The following is an 18,881-nucleotide window of genomic DNA, read 5'->3' as shown; positions in this document are numbered from 1 at the left end:
CCGGAGCACAATACGTTCAGGGCGGTTTTTTTTCAGATGAAAACAATTCTCAGGGCAACCAGAATCAGAAACAGTCCACACAGGCGATTAACAAGCACGGCATTTCTGCGCAAGGTTGGAAGTACTGATGAGTGACCAGCAATGGTAGCTATCAGGCAATACCAGATACCATCGCAAAGCGTTGCGGTCAGTGCCATCAACAGATGAGTAATTCGGGTTGATTCCGGGGTGACGAACTGGCTGAAAAGTGCCAGAAAGAAAACGGCAATTTTGGGGTTGAGAAAAGCAATCAGAAAACCATCTCTTGCTGCCAGATACAGTGGCAGGCTGTTTTTTTTCCTGCTGGTATCAGGAGTCATGGAGCCTTTCGATACCATGGATTTGTAACCCAGCCAGGCCAGATAAGCAGCACCGGCAATGGTCATTATCTTTAAAGCCTGTGGCGATTCTGTAATCACAACCGCCAGCCCGGCCGCTACCAGAAAGGCATAAAGCCCAATTCCGACGGCATGGGACAAGGCCGCAACCATTCCATGCAGCTTTGAACCCTGAACCGTATATTTCATAACGGCAACAAGGCTTGGGCCGGGAGAAATAGCCCCAAGAACGCAGATGGTTAAAAGAGATAACCAGGCAGAGGTTTCCATAGGCCGCCTTAGAAGATTTAGTGGAGAACAGGCACCTTCTATTCTCCAGTTGTTTATTGTAATCAATGACTTTCAGCAGCGCAGTCTATTACTGACGCAGTATATCGGCTCAGAGATTATGAATCAGCAACAGCAGGATCAAACCCGGGCAAACAATGCGTGTGTACCATGGCCAGATTTTCCAGAAGAGGCTGTTTTGTAAATTGGGAAAACCCTGGCTGAGTTCAGTCAGTAAACGATCCTGTCGCATAATCCAGCTGCCGTAGATGGCAATCATAAAACAAAGCAGGGGCTGCATGTACTGAGTGGCGAATTTTACGGTCATCCCGAGCAGTGTATCAATGTGTAGAATAATCACTATGGAAATAGCTGCGGCCAGAATCGACAGCAACCAGCAGGCACGGCGACGGACAAACGACAGCCTTTCGACCATGGCTGCCACCACAGGCTCCATCATGGAAATGGATGAGGTCAGGGCGGCTATGGAAAGGAGCAGGAAAAAGGCTGCAGCCACGAACTGACCTGTAATACCGAGCTGATCAAAGAGGGTGGGGAGAACGTTAAACACCAGCTTTTCAGCGCTGTATAGCTGCCCGCTGGCATTGAATATCTCTACCCCCTGATGCATGGCGGCATACATGCAGGGAATGATCAGCATGCCAGCGAGAAAGGCGACAGAGCTGTCCACCAGTGTCACCTGAAGTGCTGTTTTGGGCAGGTTGACCTTTCTGCTCAGGTAAGAGCCGTAGATCATCATGCAGCCTGTACCCAGAGACATAGAGAAGAAAGACTGGCCCAGTGCGCTGATTAGCAGTTTGTCGTCGAGAATGCGGGAAAAGTCGGGTAACAGGTAAACTCTCAAACCTTCCATTCCGCCGGGACGCGTCAGGGCAAAAACAATCAATACCGCCAGCAATACAAACAGGGAAGGCATAAGGCGATTACACCAGCGTTCAATACCATTTTTAACGCCCTCGGTAACAATCAGGGTGGTCAGGCCCATAAACAACAGGGTGACTGCGATGGTGCTCTGAGAGGAGAAACCTGACAGCCACAGCCCGGCACTGGCGAAGCCCGTCAGACTGGCAATCGGAGCCAGGGTGAAACCAATAAACCAGCCTCCCACTATGCTGTAGAAGCTGTAAATCAGGGTCATGGTTAACAGCCCGACAATGGCAGTCCCTGCCCCAATACTGCGTAACATGGGGTTGGTGCTTAACGATGCCATGGCGGAAATATTATTACTTTGCCGGTAACGTCCAATGTTCAGTTCTGCGACCAGTGTGGGATAGGCGAGAATGAATGAAAAGCAAAGATAAACCAGTGTAAAAGCCGCACCGCCGTTTTCGGCAGTCTGAATGGGGAAACTCCAGATATTTCCGACCCCAACGGCACAACCGGCTGCTGCGATAATAAACCCGATTCGGGAACTAAATTGACCCCGTTCAACTACTTCAGGCTCGTTATTGTTGGGGTCGTCGTTACAATTTATCATTGTTTTGGACAAGGTACTTAACCGGGCGCTGGCATAGGCATTGAATCAGGACTTCTACTGCTAAGACCTGAATACTATAGCAGTCCCTGTCAGCGAGCAGGCCGGATAAAGAGCAAAGGTATGCCTTTTTCCAGAACATAAGGGTAAGCAATGGTCATGTTATTGCCGCCGGTGCCCACTTCATCCGGCGCAAGATAGAAGTACACCCAGCCTGGCAATCTGGCACTGAGCTTCTGGTAGAAGACGTTTTCACTGATGCTTTCCAGCCCTTCGGCCTGGGTAATCGCCAGCCGTGGATAATTGTCACTGTCCTCAGAGGCAAAGAACCAGGCGGGTTGCCCGGCAATACTGTAGTAGGAGAAGTAGGGGGCCTGACTCACAGACACGGGTTCTGGTACGTAGAGGCTTAACACACAGTTAAGGCGGGCAAAGCTGCAAATACCGCCGGGTTGCTCCAGATACCACTGTTTGAAATTCAGCTCATCCAGTTCAAAAGGCTTTTTAAAAGCCTGATTCCTGTAACCCATCTCTTCAAGAATGGCTAGCGAGGCCCGGCTGAGCATAACTTCCATTTTCTCTCTGGCTTTGTTTTCATCCTCTGCCATTTCATCCGGCATCCAGGCAAACAGGCGGTGATCGCTGTAGTGGCTGGCTCCGGGTACTGTCCAGCCCCAGTAAAAACGTTCAAAAGCACCATAAGGTCGAATATTTACACCGACAACACCACTGCCACTGCCGTAAGCAGGGTGGGAGATATTGCCGAGTTTGTGTTCTTGCAGATTACCTTCTTTGTCATAGGCTCCGACGGGCAGTTGCTGATCGTGCATCTGCTTATGCATGCCAGCGCTATGAACCATATTCTTGGCTTTTGACCACTCTTCGTTATAGGAAGAGGTTTTTTGAAACTGTAAGGCGCAGCCCGTCATCATCAATGTGGCTACGACCAGCAGGTATCGGATTATCATGCCCTTATCTCCTGAGCGCTTGTGAGGCTGGTAAGCCTATGGGTACTATTTTTAGCTTTTAGCTTTTAGCTTTTAGCTTTTAGCTTTTAGCTTTTAGCTTTTAGCTTTTAGCTTTTAGCTTTTAGCTTTTAGCTTTTAGCTGTTTGAGCAGGCTTTAACCATTTCTGTCATTCGAGCCATCGGCTGGGTATAAATCGTCTTTATGACATAACGATCCTTGTTGCAAATACTTCTAGTAAGCCTCTGTCTTTAGTATGATAGGTAGTAACCGCAGTGCTTTTTCGGGATTGCCACTTGATGAAAAAAGTGCTGTTTTTCGAGAGTTGACTGTTTTTTGACCCTGCCTGTTTTTTTCTCGGGCCGGGTGTGGTGTTCAGTTATCGATTTAAAGATTTTTCGACGCTGTCAGTGATAGAAGGCTTTATCAGAGATGTACCGAATAACAACTATACTGCTTTTCGTCTTGATGCTCGTTGGTTGTGACCAGAGAACCTTACCGCCAAAAAACTACAAGTTGGATGAAGGGGTCATGACGCTTCTGCTTGATGCCAAAGAAGATGCCATCCAGCGGAAAGACGCTGCCGCAGTGAAAGGCTTTTATTCAAAAGACGTGGTGATGGACATTACTGGCCCGGGAGGTCAGATGTTTCAGAGTACTTATAACATGGTGTCCAGGCAGGCTGAGATAAATGCCGAGTATGGTAAAGACTTTTATATCGAAGTTCTGGAACGCGGAGTATATGTTTCAGCCAGCCAGAATAAGGCGATTGTACAGCAACACATCAAAGAGACCTGGCTGTTCAACGCCAACTTTAATGATGTCATGGTGGAATCTGTGCATCGCATGGAGTGGGAGCTGGTAAACGACATTCCGCAAATCACCCGTGTCAGCAAGCGCATTCTGGATCGCAGAGTACTGAATGAAGTTGACCGTCAGGCACCTCTGGATCAATACCTGCTGAATGATGCCTGACGGGCAGTGCGGAATAGAGGCCAGTCAGATAACCGGCGCTCCTGCCAGAGTCATCGATAGAGTCAGCAGCTCATCCCACTCGTTGACCGGGGTCAGCCCTTTTATTCCCTGGTCAATAATGCCTGCATGTTCCAGCATCTGACGTAACTCACGTTCCGACTGACGGCTCATGCCTTTTTCCAGAAGTCCCCGGCGCTTTTTCAGCATAAAGGGTGAGAAACCATGGGTTCTGGCTGCCTGATCTATTGCCAGCTCTGTACTGATTCCTCTGGATTTCAGCCGACTCAGATGACAGAGCAACCGGATTTCTCTTGCCAGCGCCCAGAGTACAATGGGTGGTTCAATACCTTCGGACCTGAGACCGCCAAGAATACGAACGGTATTCCTGACATCACCTTGTAGAGCGGTATCAGCCAGCTGAAATACATCAAAGCGGGCATTATCTGAAACCACTTCCCGAACGGTATCGACATCAATGATGTTGCCATTTGCCAGCAGTTTCAGCTTTTCAATCTCCTGGGCAGCCGCCAGCAGGTTGCCTTCAATCCTTTCAGCCAGCAGGGTGACCGCATCTTTTGATGCCTCGTAGCCCGCCATTTTGAAACGATGTGCAACCCAACCGGGCAGTTGTCGGTGTTCAACCGGCCAGACCTGGATAAATACACCGGTTTTTTCCAGTTGCTGAAACCACTTGGCTTTCTGTGTCGCAGCATCGATCCGGTCGGTAATGATCAGCAGCAGGTTGTCCGGTGAAGGATTTTGCAGGTACTCCTGTAGTGCCTTTCGGCCTTTGTCTCCGGGCTTGCCATTGGGCATCCGCAGTTCCAGAATCTGTTTTTCGGCGAACAGTGACAGCGAGTTGGCCGTTTCCAGCAACTCGCTCCAGTCAAAGCTGTTGTCGATATGGTAAGTGTGTCGCTCTGTGAATCCCTGCTGGCGAGCCTCCAGACGGATGGCGTCGCAACATTCAGATATTTGCAGGGGTTCGTCGCCACTGACGATGTAAACGCTGCTCAGTTGACGCTGTAACTGCGCACCAAGCTGCTCAGGTTTTAACTTCATTCCCGGGCCTCAAGCGCCTCCTGCTCTTTTTTGCGGATTTTTCGGACGCGCTCGGCTTCCTGTCGCAGAGAGTCTCCCGACATGGCAGCAACCCGGCGAACCGTGGTGTTGATAATATCCTGGCGCAACTCATCGAAGATAATACGTTCTTCGTTGCTGGAAGCGTTGGACTGGTTCTGGTTCCGGGTAAAGTAACGCTCGTTACTCAACTCCATGGGGGTAAAGAGTTTCAGGCCGTCATCGGTTTCCAGCTGGTAGGTGACCTTCAGTGTCAACAGTTGCTCGTAACTGCCAGCGCTGGAATGGGTGCGTTGACCGGTATCCTGTTTGATACGGGTAACCACCAGACGATAAGGGGCGTCATCGTTAATGCTGATACCTGTCAGGCTCAAAGCTTTTCTGAGCTCCCGGACAAAGACCCTGTCAGGCCCTGTAACAGACAGTTCGGACAGTTCGCTGGCAATATCCATCTGCCCACGCAGCTGAAACCCACAGGCTGTTAACAGGCTGGTGATCAGCAACAGGGGGAGAATGGCACGCTTCTGAAAGTGGCTTGCTTGTTGTATTGCTCGCTGCGTTAATAGCTGTCTGAACATGATCTCTCCATGGCACACAAGAACGACGGTTAATCGCTCAACAATAACACGCTGACCTGTTGTGGTTAAAGGGAAGGATGCCAGTGCTAACGGGGTTTCGCCTTGTCAACATCCAGAAGAAGTCGCTCCGTTATGATAAAGGCTGTGTTTTCCCGGTAATAAGCCGCTTCATTGATCCCGCTGTTTTGACCGAGGTCATCATGTCACTTTTTCATGATGTTAGTCTTAAGCCGGTGGTTGTGACCATTAATAGCCTGTTTGCATACGGTTTATCGATATTTCTGATTAGAACTTCGATATCCAATCCTTAAAGTTGTGATTGCATATAATAAAAATGCCCACCTTAACGGAGGTTGGAATGAGCAAGACATATTTGACTACTGCCAATGGAGCTCCGGTCGCCGATGACGACACGAGTATTTCTGCCGGGGAGCGAGGTTCGTTAACATTTGACAATGTTCACCTGTTCGAAAAACTGGCGCACTTCAACCGTGAACGAATTCCTGAGCGTGTTGTTCATGCCAGAGGTTATGGTGCTTATGGCACCTTTACCCTGAATAAAGATTTATCGGATTATACGATTGCTGACTTTCTTCAGGGAGCGGGTAAAAAAACAGACGTCTTCCTGCGTTTCTCTACCGTTGCCGGCGGTCAGGACTCTGGCGATTATGTCCGTGACGTGAGAGGTTTTGCCCTGCGCTTTTATACAGAACAGGGTAACTACGACATCGTTGGTAACAATACGCCGGTTTTCTTTATTCGTGACCCCGCCAAATTCCCTGACTTCATTCACTCTCAAAAGAAAGACCCGAAAACCAACCTGCCTGATCCTGCCCATCATTTTGAATTCTGGGCAAATCATCCGCAGTCCATGCACCAGATCACCATTCTTATGTCTGACCGGGGTATCCCCAGATCCCTCAGGCACACGAATGGTTATGGTTCCCACACCCTGAGCCTCTGGAATAAAGATGGAGAACGCTTCTGGGTTAAGTGGCACTTCAAGACCAACCAGGGCATTGAAACGCTGACCAATGATGAGGCCGCTAAACAGCCGGGCGATGGTATGCAAAGGGATCTGGTTGAAGCGATTGAGAGAGATGACTTTCCAAGCTGGTCGGTGAAAATTCAGGTGATGACTGATGAGCAGGCAAAGCAGTGTGAGTTCAACCCATTTGATCTAACCAAGGTCTGGCCTCATAAAGAGTTTCCATTAAAAGACATCGGTACACTGGAGCTGAATCGCAATGTTGGTAATTACTTTGCCGAAACCGAGCAGGTAGCCTTTGCGCCTTCCAACCTGGTGCCCGGCGTTGGTGTCTCACCGGATAAGGTTCTGCAAGGGCGTCTGTTTGCCTACGCCGATGCGCATCGTCATCGCCTGGGTGTGAACTATCAGCAGATTCCGGTCAACAAACCGGTATGTCCGGTGCATCATTATCAGCGTGATGGCGTTATGGCTGGAGCCAGTGGTTGCCCGGTAACCGGTCATCTACAAAATGCCGATGTTAACTTCTACCCCAATGACCGTTCTGATGCGCCTGTACCAGCACCACAGCTTGGTGAGCCATCAATGCCTCTGGAAAATGATGCCTGGCTGAAAGCCTACGATTCTTCTGATGAAGACAATTACTCTCAGGCAGGTAATCTGTATCGCATAATGTCAGAAGGCCAGAAGCAGCAACTGGTGAGTAATATTGTCGATGGTCTGAGTCAGGCAACGGAATCCGTACAGAGTCGTATGGTTGAGCATTTCACCCGTTGTGATGAGGATTATGGGCAGAGAATTGAAGCATTGTTGTTGAAATAGTCTGTTTAAATAACCTGTCACCCTCTGTGTTTTTCAGCGAACACAGAGGGGGCTTATCGCTCTCTTTATTTATTACTGCTTGGGCAGTCTGGACTTAATACTATCAACCAGACCACCCAGTCCGGGCCTTTCTCCGAGTTTGATCACGTAAAGTGGTTTGTCAGTAAACCTTGGAAAATCAGCCTGAAGGTAGAACGTGTCGCTGTTGATGATCATCTCCTGATTTTTCGTCAATCCGAGAAATGCTGCCACCACAATAACCAGTGTTAAAAATATACGAGACATAATTTGAAATCCTGAACGTCAAATACTCTATTGTGTAATAGTTTTAATCGACTTTTCCAGCTCGGTAAAATACGGGTTCCATGTCAGTCTCGCATGTATCTTGCCTTTTTCCCGGTAACCCCAGGCTGAATACCAGATATTTTCTGCCTTTGGACATTTCTCGTCGGCCTGAAGCGTTTGACCATTGTCACACATACGATAGCTGCCATTCTCACCGTAGTAAGGGTTGGCGGGAGCAAACAGGGCATTCATGTGAGAGAAGTTGCTGATATTCAGTTCCGGTATGAAGCTGTCCAGCACTGACACTCTTGTATCTTCCGTATCAGGCGGGGAGCCATACCAGACCAGCTGGCTCTGAGGGTGGGTAAACTGTGATTCGAACAAATCCAGTACATTTTGGGCATCAATAACACTGTCGTTTTCACTAATGGTGATTAACACTGGAAACGGGACAGGATTATGCTCCAGATCATGTCGTACTGCCTTGCTGGTTTTGTAATACTCTCCGGCACCGTTAACAGCGAGAGAGTCATAACGTACATAGTTGCTGGTCTGGTCGATATCGGCCCAGTCCTTGAAATAGGACAGTGCCGGTGACAAAGCCACCAGGCTGCTATTAGGTTTGTAGCCCGGAGAAAACAGCAGCATTCCCTTGACCGTGTCTGGTTTTTGCTGCAACGCCCAGCTGGTAATCAGGTTGGCTCCGGTCGAGAAACCCCCCAGCCAGAGTTCATCGACTTCCGAAGCCAGCAACTGTGCATGATGGGCGACAGCTGCCTGCCAGTCTTCCCTGTGTATCCGAATCAGGTCAGCAGGTTTGGAACCGTGACCCGGCAACAGAATAGTCCTTACCAGAAAACCCTGCTGTGCCAGAACAGGGGCAATGTCAACGAATGAATAAGGCGAGTCACCCAGCCCATGTACCAGCAGAATGCCTTTTTTCGCTGTAGTGTTGCTGGCAGGCAAGCGTTCAAATGGACTGTTACTGTTCAGCTCCAGAGTTTTATTGTGGGTAATGAACGCTCTGTTAGCAGCAAGCCATGTGCGAGTGTCGTTTATGTATTGCGCAAAAGTAGACTGATCATAGGCAGGCTGTGAGTCTGATACAGTAAATGCCGGGCTGTCAGGAGCCTGGCTACAGCCGGTAAGGCTGAAGAATAGAGCCAGCAAGAGGCTGGTAATGACAGGTCGATACAACATCTTCGTAATTATTTTCAAATTAGCCGGTTAAGACAGACTATATCAAAGTCCTTGGTCAGATAGAAAATCAGGGTTGGAGTCACCAGGGTTTTACCTTGCGAAAGAGTATTCTGCCATCAATACTAAAGGGTTCGTTTCTGTCAGAGACAGGATTTTCTGATGATTGCCAGTTGGGTTCTACTTGCTTATCAACACGGTTTCGGTTGCTGACACCTTGGAATCTGCTCTCATCAACCGAAAACACTGAATGACAAATAATCGGGAGGGTATGTTTTGCCTGTAAAATTCAGACAATTCCAAGCACGACGCCCTAAAACACGGGAATATTATTTGTACAGAAGGCAAGTATCAAAAAAGGAAATGGCAACCGTTCAGAACCTGATTATTAATGCCGGAGCAGGATTTACTGCCCAGCCAGCCCCCTACAGCAGTATGTTTCGTGTACCCAATGGGCTTCGTTTATTTTTCTACTGTTCCCATGACACCAATATGGTGCCGGACGTCACCAGTCCGGTCCCTATAATGCAAGGATCACTCAATGCTTACGAGGTAATCACCGAAGGCAACCCCTGCTTCAATTATTGTCTGGGGAATGAAGAGGAGTACTGGCAAAAGGTAAACTGGCCCGGGATTGGAACCGGGCTTCATAGCTGGCCTGATCGCCATGACGTAAACAATGCGATCCTCTATGCGGATAGGAAAGAAAGACTCCAGACAGGGGAAGACCTTCCCGAAGATATATTCGACTTTCTTATACCTGTTCCCAGAGTGACTCTGGAGAAATTATTGAACGACATAAACAGGAGATATCCCCATTACCGTGACATTCATTGTCTGTTTAATCGAAAAAAGCACGCGCCGGAGACACTCAGATATGTCCGGGGGAAGCTCGGTGACTGGGAGCTTATTGAATTAGAGACTTATGAAAAAGAGCATGAGGGGTGGGTATTCATTGAAATAAATGATGCAAAGGGTGGCAGAGGGGCATAAATCCACATGCATTGTCCGGTACCTTGCTGGATTGACCCGCAAGGTCTTCCTTCCAGAATGGATTTGTCATGACATAAATATTTCAACGGTATGGATTAGCCACTGGCATTCGGTATATTTCGTTTTCTCTGTATTCCTTTTCAGACCAGGCTTGGGCAAAATCATCGGTTTGTCTGTTAATTGAGTTGAGAATAATGCTTGATAGCCTGCTACTTATAGTCGGAGTTATCTGAGATGTTACTGCCTGGCTGGCGCACGCCTAAAGTCTGTCTGCTGCTGGTGGCGATGACAGCATTGTTGATGAACGGCGGCTGTACCAATCTGCCAAAAAATGTTCAGCGCATTGAGTCCCGTGCTTTTACTACAACAGAAACAACGTTGATTGGTGCACATATAAGGGAAACCCTGCAATCACACCCGGAGACTGAAACAGGGTTTTACCCCCTTAGCTATGGTCTGGATGCCATGGCGACCAGACTGGCATTGATTAATGCTGCCCAGAAGAGCATTGACGTGCAGTATTACCTCTATCACGACGACCTGGTTGGACAACTGTTCACTAAACGATTGCTCTATGCGGCAGACCGGGGCGTCAGGGTCAGGATGTTGCTGGATGATCTGGGTGCCTCCGATAAAGATCATATGCTGGCGGTGTTGAATCAACATCCTAATATTGAAGTCAGGCTGTTTAATCCGGTCACAACCCGGGGACTGTTGCGGAACCTGAATCTGGTCACCGATTTCAGCCGGATTAATCGCCGTATGCACAACAAGTCGTTTATTGTCGATAATCAGATTGCCATTATTGGCGGGCGCAATATTGGTGATGAATATTATGATGCCAGCGCCGTAGAATTTGCCGACCTTGATATGGTTCAGATTGGCGCTGCGGTGCCGGATATTTCTCTCGATTTTGATGAATACTGGAACAGTGACCACAGTTATCCGGCTGAAACGATCATTAAGAACCGTTACGTCTCGGATGAAATGTATGCCACGCTGATGCGCAAGCTGGAAAAAGCGGTGCAGGCTCCGGAGGGACAGCAATATTTTGAGCGTTTGCATAGTGCTCCGATCATTCAGGAACTGGCGGAGGGGGATTTGCAATGGTTTTGGGGACAGGCCAGTGTTTATGCGGATGCACCCGACAAAATAGAACGCGCCGATATCGATAGCGGTGCTCATCTGACGCCCAGGCTTGAGCCGTATTTCCTCAAAGCGCAAAAAGAAGTCATTATGGTGTCGGCTTATTTTGTACCCGGTAAGGAAGGTATGGCCTTTATTCGCTCACTGGTGGAGCGTGGGGTTCGGGTAACGGTTGTCACGAATAGTCTGGCTTCTACCGATGTGGGGATTGTTCATGCGGGTTATCGTCAGTATCGTCCGGAACTGCTGGAACTTGGTGTGCGGCTGATTGAAATGAAACCCAGGGTGAAAGAAAAGAAACACCTGATCAGCGGTTCCAGCAGTCGTGCCAGTTTGCACGCAAAGACCTATATCATCGATGGCGATATCGTGTTTGTCGGATCACTTAATCTTGACCCCCGTTCGATCAGACTGAATACCGAAAATGGTGTGATTTACCATTCACCAGAGCTGGCTACTTATATGAAGGAGGAAATGCTGGTTGCGGATCACAAACTCTACTGGGTGCTAAGAAAAAATGGCCATACCATTGAGTGGGTGAATGGCCAGGGAGAGGTCGATGGCACTACCGATCCGGAAACCTCCTGGCTGCTGCGTACTGGTATACGGCTATTGTCTGTTTTTCCCATAGAAAGCCAGTTGTAGTCTGTGCAGACTCCTGAAACTTACCGGTTTCAGGAGTCCTCAAGGCTGCTTATGCTCTCTGTAATGCGGCTTCTCGCTGCGCTGCTTTCAGCTTTGGCAACTCTCTGGCAAAAACTGTCAGTGTCAAAATGCAGGCCAGGGCATCGGATACCGGGAATGCCAGCCAGACGCCTTTCAGCTCAAACACCTGTGGTAGCAGGTAAAGCATCGGAATCAACATCAACACTTGTCGGCTAATGGTGAGAATAAAGGCAGCAACAGGCCTGCCTATCGCCTGATAGTAGCCAGCGGCAATGCTCTGGGCAGCAGCCAGCGGCATCAGTACGGTGATTATTTTCAGCCCCTGAGCCCCCAGTTCCAGAACGGTTTCATCACTGGTAAACAGCTGAATCATTGCCTCTGGAAAATGCCAGGACAGCAATGCTAAAGCCGAAGTAGCAAGGGTGCCGAACAGAATGGATTTATAGACGACTTCCTGAACCCGGTCATACTGTTTGGCGCCATAGTTATAACCGGCGATTGGCAGAAAGCCCTGGGTCATTCCAATAATCGGGACAAACAGCAGAGAGATGATTCTGTGCAATATGCCATAAACTGCAACCGCGATAGGCCCGCCATATAAATACAGGCTCTGGTTGAGCAATATCACGATGAAGCTGCCTGCACCTTGTCGTGCAATAGAGGGTGCCCCAAGAGACAGGATTTCACGGATAATGGCTTTGTTCCATCGGAAATACTGTCGTTTAATTTTAAGGTGGCTGCGTCCACGCAGATAAAACGACAACAGGTAAAGCAGTCCGGCCAGCTGAGACAGAACCGTAGCGATAGCTGCGCCCTTCAACCCCATATCCATAAAAATAACAAAGACGATATCCAGTATCAGGTTGATAGCCGATGTCAGGCACATACCAATCATTGAATATTTGCTAAGGCCTTCAGCGCGCAGTGTATTGTTCATACACATCCAGCAGCCCAGAATGGGAATCCCCATAAGAATGATGGTGTAGTACTCCATAGCATAGGGAAGAATCTCTCCGCGCCCGCCAAACACCGTGAGAATTTCAGTGGCATAAATGCCGCTAAGAACAGAAGCCGTCGTACAAATCAGTGCTGCCAATGACAGTGCATTACCAAAAGTTTGTCGTGCAGTGTCAAAATCCTTTGCTCCAAGGCTACGTGAAATAATGGATGAACTGCCGACACCGATGCCCATTCCAAGTGTTGGAATCAGCATGCTGACAGGCAGAACAACAGACATTCCGGCAATGGCCATGGGTCCAGCGTACTGGCCGACGATAATAGTATCGATGATGTTATACATCATCAGAGCCAGAATGCCTGAGCATGCTGGCAGTGTCATATTGATGAGTAATCTGCCAATGGGGGCATTACCCAGCCGATTCAGTTGGCTCATATAGATAGGCTAAGGTCGAAAGGAGTCTGTCTTGTTAGTGACAGGTTCCTGAACCTTTTTCGGTCATTTAAGTAGTACGGAAGTGCATATCATAAAGAGAAACGGCAATGTATTGAGCTACGTAAAGATCGGGGAAAGTGCGTAGGTATCTGGTAACTGAATCCCCGCCTTCGCGGGGATAGTGATTGGGAGTTATATACCTCTGGGGGTGAGGGATAGCAGTGTTTTCTGTGCAAGTTTTAACTCGTCGTTCCAGAACTCTTTTTTATGAAGCTGGTCTATTTTGTGGAACAGGGCTTCTGTCAGCTGTTGGGTCATCTGCGTCTGAAAACGGGGGTGATGTATCACCTGCGAAATGCAGTTGCTGTAAAGAGAATAGGTGTCTTCGGGGTTATCTTCGGGCAGATTGATGGCCTTTTCCAGGGATTTGAACGCATCAGAATACTGTCCTTGCTGCATAGCCTCTGACGCCTGTTCCCTGAACCAGGCGGCCCCAACCGGTACACCAAACCGGGCGAGCTCCCTTGACCAGATGCCCTGTTCACAGAGTTGTTCTAACTGATCCAGAATGATCCTGGGGGCAGCCCCCTGCTTTTGCTCATCTTCCATATAGCCCAGCCATGCCTCGATTTCCAGATCACCCATCGATTCTGTGAAATCATGGGGAACCCCTTTACGGTGCTTTTTAGACAGTTCAAGGGTATCGATAGCCGCTTTGTAATGCTCGTTGCGAACCTGGATGAAAATAGCAACAAACAGCGCCTTGCCTTTTATGCCTTTGATTTTGACATCCTCGTGGGAGAGACCCCATTCCAGCAGCCCCGGTTCCATATCCGGCCCCCCTTTATGAATATGGCCAAGCGCCCGGATGATCTGTTCGGGAGTGTATTCATGCTCAAGCATAAAGCTGAAAACAGAGTAAAGCTGTTTTGGATGATTGTTTTCAATCGCCTGCTTCAGAAAACTATCCACCTGGTTTTTAGTGGCTTTCTCGGAAATAGCGGGAAAGTCGTCATGACAGGTAGGCTTTCTTTCCAGCACTGGCTTGTCGATGATTGAAACCGGCTCAATGGGCAGCCCTGTTTCAAGATCGTGTCCCAGGGCGTTGGCCGCTTCTTCCAGCTTCATTGCATGCAGATTACTGGCCGTGGGCTTCATAGATCTCTTCCTGTGCTGATTTAATGTGAGTTAAAGACTTATTTCTTGTATTTCGGACTTTCCAGCCATTGATTAAGGCAATTGCTGACTTTTTTACCGGCAGATGATGGTTTTCATGGGTTACCGTAAAAGAGTCGGCTTTTTGTCATGAGGCAATAGTTTCAGAAGATTGAAGGTAAGTTTTTTCCTCCGGCAACCGATGATTTATAAACCTGTAGCGAATAAGTAGGGTGAGCGCCTTGGATGACTATCAGTCAATTCTTAACGGTAAAGAGATTCTGGTGGCAGAAGACAACCCTGCTAATCAGATGGTAATGAAAAAGCTGTTAAAGAAAGTCGGTATCGTGGCGGAGTTTGCTGAAAACGGGCAAATCGCTCTGGACAGTTACCAGCAAAACCATGAACGCTGGCAATTGGTGTTAATGGATTGTGAAATGCCTGTACTGGACGGCTACGATACAACCGCTGCCATCAGACAGTTCGAAGAGGAAGCGGGTTTAGATCGGAAGTTGATTATCGGGCTCAGCGCCCATGCCATTCATGAGTTAAAAAAGAAAGCCCTGGAACGAGGCATGGATGATTACCTTACCAAGCCGATTGACCGGGATTTGCTTTATCAGACGCTGGTTGATTACCTTTCCTGAAAAGACCGGCAGAAAGCCGGTCTTTCAGAGTCATCTGTCGATGATTGGCTGGTCAATTAATTAGCGACAATATTCACCAGCTTGCCCGGCACTACAATCACCTTGCGGATGGTTTTGCCATCGGTAAACTTGGTGACGTTTTCCTGTGCCAGAGCCAGTTTTTCAACATCGTCCTTAGCCATACCCGCAGGCACTTCCAGTTTGGCACGAACCTTGCCGTTGACCTGAATCACCATGGTGATGGCGTCTTTCTTCAGGGCCGATTCATCCACCACTGGCCAGCTGGCACCAATGACGGCTTCCGTATGACCCAGTGACTGCCAGATGCTGTGCATGGCGTGTGGTGCAATCGGAGCCAGCATTAGGGTGGTGGCTTCCAGCGCTTCACGTACAACGGCACGACCCTGGTCGCTGCTGTCTTTGAACTTGCTCAGGGCGTTGTTCAGTTCCATGATGGCAGCAATGGCGGTATTGAAGGTCAGGCGGCGGGCGCAGTCATCAGATACCTTCCTGATGGTTTCGTGGGTCTTGCGACGCAGGTCTTTCTGCTTTTTGGTCAGAGCATTCAGAACCAGAGTCGGAGCTTTACCGCCAGCTGTATGATCAGCCACCTGTTTCCAGAAACGGCGCAGGAAACGGTGAGCGCCTTCTACAGCGCTTTCAGACCATTCCAGAGTCTGCTCCGGTGGCGCAGCAAACATGGTGTACAGACGGATGGTGTCGGCACCGTACTGGTTGATCATCTCCTGCGGATCAATACCGTTGTTCTTGGACTTGGACATCTTGCTCATGCCCGCGTGTTCAACGGTTTCGCCCGTCTCTTTCAGCGTCGCTTTTATCAGACGACCTTTGTCGTCGAACTCCATATCAACGTCAGTCGGCGCGATCCAGTGCTTAACGCCTTTTTCGTCCAGCTTGTAGAACGTGTCTGCCAGAACCATACCCTGACACAGCAGACGCTTGAAAGGTTCATCACTGTCGACCAGGCCAGCGTCACGCAGCAGCTTGTGGAAGAAGCGGGAGTACAGCAGGTGCATCACTGCATGCTCAATACCACCGATGTACTGGTCAACCGGCAGCCAGTAGTTGGCAGCGGCCGGATCCAGCATCTGACCATCGGACTGTGGAGAACAGTAACGGGCGTAGTACCAGCTGGACTCCATAAAGGTGTCGAAGGTGTCGGTTTCCAGTGTTGCCGCTGCACCGTTATGAGTGGTTTTTGCCCACTCAGGATCAGCCTTGATAGGAGACTGAACACCGTCCATTTCCACGTCTTCCGGCAGTAGAACCGGCAGTTCTTCCAGGGGGACTGGAATTTCAGTACCGTCTTCCAGGTACTTCATTGGGATTGGCGCACCCCAGTAACGCTGACGGCTTACACCCCAGTCACGCAGGCGGTAGTTTACCTGCTTTTCACCTTTGCCTTCTGCAACGAGCTTGTCGCAGATAGCGTTGAAAGCGTCTTTAAAGGTCAGTCCGTCGAACTCACCAGAGTTCACCAGCCTGCCTTTTTCGGTGTAAGCGGCTTTGGTCAGGTCGCACTTTTCATCAGCGTTCAGAGGTTCGATAACCTGTTCAATGGGTAGGCCAAAGCGTTGGGCGAACTCATAGTCGCGCTGGTCATGACCCGGAACTGACATCACCGCGCCAGTGCCGTAATCCATCAGTACGAAGTTGGCTGCCCAGACCGGTACTTCACGGCCTGTGATCGGGTGAATAGCACGCAGGCCGGTATCAACGCCCATTTTTTCCATGGTCGCCATTTCGGCTTCAGTGACACCGTTGCTCTTGCACTCATCAATGAATGCAGCCAGTTTTTCATTGTTGGCAGCTGCGGCTTTGGCCAGTGGGTGCTCTGCGGCAACAGCCACGTAAGTAATGCCCATCACGGTGTCCGGGCGGGTGGTGTAAATCTGGATGTCTTCCGGCGCGTCAGCTATAGGGTTAGCGAGCCTGAAGGTCATCTGCACACCTTCAGAACGGCCAATCCAGTTACGCTGCATCGCTTTAACCTGTTCCGGCCACTCTTCCAGCTTGTCCAGGTCAGCCAGCAGTTCGTCGGCGTAGTCAGTGATTTTGATAAACCACTGTGGCAGCTCTTTGCGTTCTACCAGAGTGTCACAACGCCAGCAGCGTCCGTCCTCTACTTGCTCGTTGGCCAGTACGGTCGCGTCGTTCGGGCACCAGTTAACGTTGGACATTTTTTTGTACACCAAACCTTTTTCATACAGTTTGGTGAAGAACCACTGTTCCCACTTGTAGTAATCCGGCTGACAGGTTGCCAGTTCGCGGTTCCAGTCGTAACCAAAGCCCAGACGCTTCAGCTGGCCTTTCATGTACTCAATGTTTTCGTAAGTCCATGGGGCGGGTGCGGTCTTGTTCTTGATGGCTGCGTTTTCCGCGGGCAGGCCGAAGGCATCCCAACCCATAGGTTGCATGACATTTTTGCCCTGCATGCGTTGATAGCGGGAAATCACGTCACCAATGGTGTAGTTGCGAACGTGCCCCATGTGTAGTCGACCACTGGGGTATGGGAACATGGAAAGGCAGTAGTATTTCTCCTTTCCTTCGTCCTCGGTAACAGCAAAGCTGTTGTTTTTTTCCCAGTAAGACTGGGCATCAGTTTCGATCTGATGCGGGTGGTAATGCTCTTCCATCATAGCTCTAATAAATAGCTCTATCGAGAATCAGGTATTGGGTTGAAACGGCCAAGGATACCTCAGTGAAACCGCTTGGGATAGCATTCTTTACAGCTCTTCCCTGCCAGAAGCGGACGGGCTTGTCCTGAGAGAATGTATTTTCATGCCAGCAAATGACTCCTTCTCATATGGTGCGTAGGAGTGGTAGACATCCTGCTTAATCTGAATACCTGGTACTTCCAGCTTGTTTGGAGGTGGAGGGTGAGGCAGGCCTAAGGGGTAATGGCAGGTGTTGGGAACAGCGTACTCTTTTCGAACTGTTGAAAGCCTGCCTATAGCGCATTTGAATTCTTCAGAGGTGTGCGGCATAGGGTTATGCTCTTTGGCTTCGTTTGGAATATTTATCCACTCGCTGCCAGGTATCCCCCCGGCAAGAGACAGTTTCATAATACTGGTTGATTTTCGAGTCTTGCTGGAGGGTGATTTTTGTTCAAAAGCTATTGCTAAATTAAAGTCACCCTGTTCATCCTTGTAGATATCAAACCCGGTCATCGGCTTGGTCTTGTCAATATTTTCCCGCTCTTTACCTATTGACAGAAAGTAGCTATGAAGGATGACTCCCTGATTAAAGTTAACAATCTCCTTTCTATCAATATCAATGATAAAGAGATAGCCTTTTTGCATAACGAATAGCCAGTTTTTTCCAAAAGCCTTTTTAAATTCAGTGTGGAAAGCGAAGTAGGCAGGAGATGGTTGCCATGGTTTTATTGTAGCGAGAAATGGGAGTTTATAATGAAATTGAAAATCATCAGTATTAAACCAGCTCCACCAACGGGTGGGAAGCTGGACAGGCTTAATGGATTGACCACTTCTGCCAATGTATATATGACCATTAGAGCAGGCGAAAGCAAACTCACCGTCGTCCAAATCTTGAAAAATTTTGGGCCTGGGGTGGCCTGATTTCCCAGGCTTTTCTATTGGACAGTCATCAAGAGCGCCATTAAAGACACCTGTCCATGAACGGTTTGAGTATTCAATGACAACGGCATTCCCATTATCGTCTACTGTAGCCAGCTGGTGAACGAGGCGTGCCTTAACGTTTGTTGAGGCACTCAGGATAACGGTAGAAAAAAATAGTGTTTTGAATAATCGTTCCATAAAGCAAACCCTTGAGTTTGTATATTAGACAGCACAGTTTGCAGTACTGAAGCT

The 18,881-nt window shown here is 49.0% G+C and carries 16 protein-coding genes; 5 read left to right on the top strand and 11 right to left on the bottom strand.

Translation table 11 applies throughout. The features are described from left to right. Positions 1-32: 32 nt before the first annotated feature. From NX720_RS06110 to NX720_RS06100, 3 genes are all read right to left on the bottom strand, one after another. A complete protein-coding gene (locus NX720_RS06110; RefSeq protein WP_262600093.1) occupies positions 33-647 on the bottom strand; it encodes a LysE family translocator in 615 nt (204 codons plus the stop codon). Positions 648-756: 109 nt separating this feature from the next. Further along, entirely contained in the window at positions 757-2,142 is a 1,386-nt protein-coding gene (locus NX720_RS06105; RefSeq protein WP_262600091.1) for a sodium-dependent transporter, read from the bottom strand. Between the two features lie 89 nt (positions 2,143-2,231). After that, positions 2,232-3,107: a hypothetical protein gene (locus tag NX720_RS06100; RefSeq protein ID WP_262600089.1), complete on the bottom strand. Its 876-nt coding sequence runs from the start codon at positions 3,105-3,107 to the stop codon at positions 2,232-2,234. 466 nt (positions 3,108-3,573) lie between these two features. On the opposite strand from NX720_RS06100, the gene NX720_RS06095 reads away from it, so the two are divergent. Beyond that, a complete protein-coding gene (locus NX720_RS06095; protein WP_262600088.1) occupies positions 3,574-4,080 on the top strand; it encodes a hypothetical protein in 507 nt (168 codons plus the stop codon). 24 nt (positions 4,081-4,104) lie between these two features. Here NX720_RS06095 and holA read toward each other — a convergent pair whose 3' ends face one another. Both holA and NX720_RS06085 read right to left on the bottom strand, forming a co-directional pair. After that, positions 4,105-5,142, bottom strand: coding sequence for a DNA polymerase III subunit delta (gene holA, locus NX720_RS06090; protein WP_262600086.1), 1,038 nt, complete (start codon positions 5,140-5,142; stop codon positions 4,105-4,107). Beyond that, positions 5,139-5,738 carry an LPS-assembly lipoprotein LptE gene (locus NX720_RS06085; RefSeq protein ID WP_262600085.1) on the bottom strand — a complete coding sequence of 200 codons (600 nt, stop codon included), beginning with the start codon at positions 5,736-5,738 and terminating at the stop codon, positions 5,139-5,141. Before NX720_RS06085 ends, holA begins: the two co-directional genes overlap by 4 nt. 358 nt (positions 5,739-6,096) lie before the next feature. Between NX720_RS06085 and NX720_RS06080 the strand changes: the two genes are divergently transcribed. Beyond that, the gene (locus NX720_RS06080) at positions 6,097-7,548 is read left to right on the top strand and encodes a catalase (protein WP_262600083.1); all 1,452 of its coding nucleotides are present in this window, start codon (positions 6,097-6,099) and stop codon (positions 7,546-7,548) included. Positions 7,549-7,620: 72 nt separating this feature from the next. Here NX720_RS06080 and NX720_RS06075 read toward each other — a convergent pair whose 3' ends face one another. Together NX720_RS06075 and NX720_RS06070 are read right to left on the bottom strand one after the other, a co-directional pair. Next, on the bottom strand, positions 7,621-7,833 hold the full coding sequence (locus NX720_RS06075; RefSeq protein WP_262600081.1) for a hypothetical protein: 213 nt from the start codon (positions 7,831-7,833) through the stop codon (positions 7,621-7,623). Positions 7,834-7,860: 27 nt separating this feature from the next. Then, positions 7,861-9,033, bottom strand: a complete 1,173-nt coding sequence (locus NX720_RS06070; protein ID WP_262600079.1) for an alpha/beta hydrolase — start codon at positions 9,031-9,033, stop codon at positions 7,861-7,863. A gap of 360 nt (positions 9,034-9,393) precedes the next feature. Between NX720_RS06070 and NX720_RS06065 the strand changes: the two genes are divergently transcribed. Both NX720_RS06065 and NX720_RS06060 read left to right on the top strand, forming a co-directional pair. Then, positions 9,394-10,023 (top strand): putative adhesin, encoded by a 630-nt coding sequence (locus NX720_RS06065; protein WP_262600078.1) that lies wholly within the window; start codon positions 9,394-9,396, stop codon positions 10,021-10,023. A 234-nt stretch (positions 10,024-10,257) separates the two neighbouring features. After that, positions 10,258-11,814 (top strand): phospholipase D family protein, encoded by a 1,557-nt coding sequence (locus NX720_RS06060; RefSeq protein ID WP_262600076.1) that lies wholly within the window; start codon positions 10,258-10,260, stop codon positions 11,812-11,814. A 49-nt stretch (positions 11,815-11,863) separates the two neighbouring features. On the opposite strand, the gene NX720_RS06055 is transcribed toward NX720_RS06060, so the two are convergent. Together NX720_RS06055 and NX720_RS06050 are read right to left on the bottom strand one after the other, a co-directional pair. Then, complete coding sequence (locus NX720_RS06055) at positions 11,864-13,228, bottom strand: MATE family efflux transporter (RefSeq protein ID WP_262600074.1); 1,365 nt, start codon at positions 13,226-13,228, stop codon at positions 11,864-11,866. A 192-nt stretch (positions 13,229-13,420) separates the two neighbouring features. Then, positions 13,421-14,386 carry a hypothetical protein gene (locus NX720_RS06050; RefSeq protein WP_262600073.1) on the bottom strand — a complete coding sequence of 322 codons (966 nt, stop codon included), beginning with the start codon at positions 14,384-14,386 and terminating at the stop codon, positions 13,421-13,423. A 239-nt stretch (positions 14,387-14,625) separates the two neighbouring features. On the opposite strand from NX720_RS06050, the gene NX720_RS06045 reads away from it, so the two are divergent. Beyond that, a complete protein-coding gene (locus tag NX720_RS06045; RefSeq protein ID WP_262600071.1) occupies positions 14,626-15,030 on the top strand; it encodes a response regulator in 405 nt (134 codons plus the stop codon). 56 nt (positions 15,031-15,086) lie between these two features. Here NX720_RS06045 and leuS read toward each other — a convergent pair whose 3' ends face one another. Together leuS and NX720_RS06035 are read right to left on the bottom strand one after the other, a co-directional pair. Continuing rightward, positions 15,087-17,687, bottom strand: coding sequence for a leucine--tRNA ligase (gene leuS / locus NX720_RS06040; protein ID WP_262601536.1), 2,601 nt, complete (start codon positions 17,685-17,687; stop codon positions 15,087-15,089). A 90-nt stretch (positions 17,688-17,777) separates the two neighbouring features. Then, positions 17,778-18,827, bottom strand: coding sequence for a hypothetical protein (locus NX720_RS06035; RefSeq protein ID WP_262600069.1), 1,050 nt, complete (start codon positions 18,825-18,827; stop codon positions 17,778-17,780). Between the last annotated feature and the right edge of the window lie 54 nt (positions 18,828-18,881).

Origin of the sequence: Endozoicomonas euniceicola (assembly GCF_025562755.1) — a bacterium.
Taxonomy (GTDB): Bacteria; Pseudomonadota; Gammaproteobacteria; order Pseudomonadales; family Endozoicomonadaceae; genus Endozoicomonas_A; species Endozoicomonas_A euniceicola.
This window is presented reverse-complemented; position numbering and strand designations above follow the sequence as displayed.

Bases quoted from the DNA above. Each gene is read 5' to 3' on its own strand.
- NX720_RS06070 (WP_262600079.1), bottom strand. From the start codon at position 9,033: ATGTTGTATCGACCTGTCATTACCAGCCTCTTGCTGGCTCTATTCTTC.
- NX720_RS06110 (WP_262600093.1), bottom strand. From the start codon at position 647: ATGGAAACCTCTGCCTGGTTATCTCTTTTAACCATCTGCGTTCTTGGG.
- holA (WP_262600086.1), bottom strand. From the start codon at position 5,142: ATGAAGTTAAAACCTGAGCAGCTTGGTGCGCAGTTACAGCGTCAACTG.
- NX720_RS06075 (WP_262600081.1), bottom strand. From the start codon at position 7,833: ATGTCTCGTATATTTTTAACACTGGTTATTGTGGTGGCAGCATTTCTC.
- NX720_RS06065 (WP_262600078.1), top strand. From the start codon at position 9,394: ATGGCAACCGTTCAGAACCTGATTATTAATGCCGGAGCAGGATTTACT.
- NX720_RS06085 (WP_262600085.1), bottom strand. From the start codon at position 5,738: ATGTTCAGACAGCTATTAACGCAGCGAGCAATACAACAAGCAAGCCAC.
- NX720_RS06095 (WP_262600088.1), top strand. From the start codon at position 3,574: ATGCTCGTTGGTTGTGACCAGAGAACCTTACCGCCAAAAAACTACAAG.
- NX720_RS06100 (WP_262600089.1), bottom strand. From the start codon at position 3,107: ATGATAATCCGATACCTGCTGGTCGTAGCCACATTGATGATGACGGGC.
- NX720_RS06105 (WP_262600091.1), bottom strand. From the start codon at position 2,142: ATGATAAATTGTAACGACGACCCCAACAATAACGAGCCTGAAGTAGTT.
- NX720_RS06050 (WP_262600073.1), bottom strand. From the start codon at position 14,386: ATGAAGCCCACGGCCAGTAATCTGCATGCAATGAAGCTGGAAGAAGCG.
- leuS (WP_262601536.1), bottom strand. From the start codon at position 17,687: ATGGAAGAGCATTACCACCCGCATCAGATCGAAACTGATGCCCAGTCT.
- NX720_RS06080 (WP_262600083.1), top strand. From the start codon at position 6,097: ATGAGCAAGACATATTTGACTACTGCCAATGGAGCTCCGGTCGCCGAT.
- NX720_RS06060 (WP_262600076.1), top strand. From the start codon at position 10,258: ATGTTACTGCCTGGCTGGCGCACGCCTAAAGTCTGTCTGCTGCTGGTG.
- NX720_RS06055 (WP_262600074.1), bottom strand. From the start codon at position 13,228: ATGAGCCAACTGAATCGGCTGGGTAATGCCCCCATTGGCAGATTACTC.
- NX720_RS06035 (WP_262600069.1), bottom strand. From the start codon at position 18,827: ATGGAACGATTATTCAAAACACTATTTTTTTCTACCGTTATCCTGAGT.